This window comes from Bacillus sp. SIMBA_005, from assembly GCF_046535585.1.
In the GTDB taxonomy this organism is placed as follows: Bacteria; Bacillota; Bacilli; order Bacillales; family Bacillaceae; genus Bacillus; species Bacillus pumilus.
The window spans coordinates 1-341 of sequence record NZ_JAWRWI010000127.1 but is presented as its reverse complement, the minus strand read 5'-3'; the positions used below and the strand labels follow the sequence as shown (position 1 = coordinate 341).

1 protein-coding gene is annotated in these 341 nt (G+C 45.2%); it reads left to right on the top strand.

Annotation, left to right across the window (positions count from 1 at the left end):
* On the top strand, positions 1 to 341 hold a 341-nt coding region (locus SB660_RS19420), incomplete at both ends, for an MBL fold metallo-hydrolase (RefSeq protein WP_410583875.1).

Genomic DNA, 341 nt, shown 5'->3' with positions numbered 1-341 from the left:
GGATGGGCTCAATATCATCGTTGACGCCGGAATTGGGTCCGGCAAGCTGACTGATAAACAAAAACGAAACTATGGCGTGACACAAGAGTCGAATGTGAAACCCTCATTAGCTGCACTCGGATTAACGGTTGCCGATATAGATGTGATCGCAATGACACACCTTCATTTTGATCATGCATGCGGTTTAACGGAATATGAAGGTGAACGGCTCGTCTCTGTCTTTCCGAATGCAGTGATTTATACATCAGCTGTTGAATGGGACGAAATGCGCCATCCGAATATCAGGTCGAAAAATACGTATTGGAAAGAAAATTGGGAGGCTGTAGCTGGCCAAGTCAAAA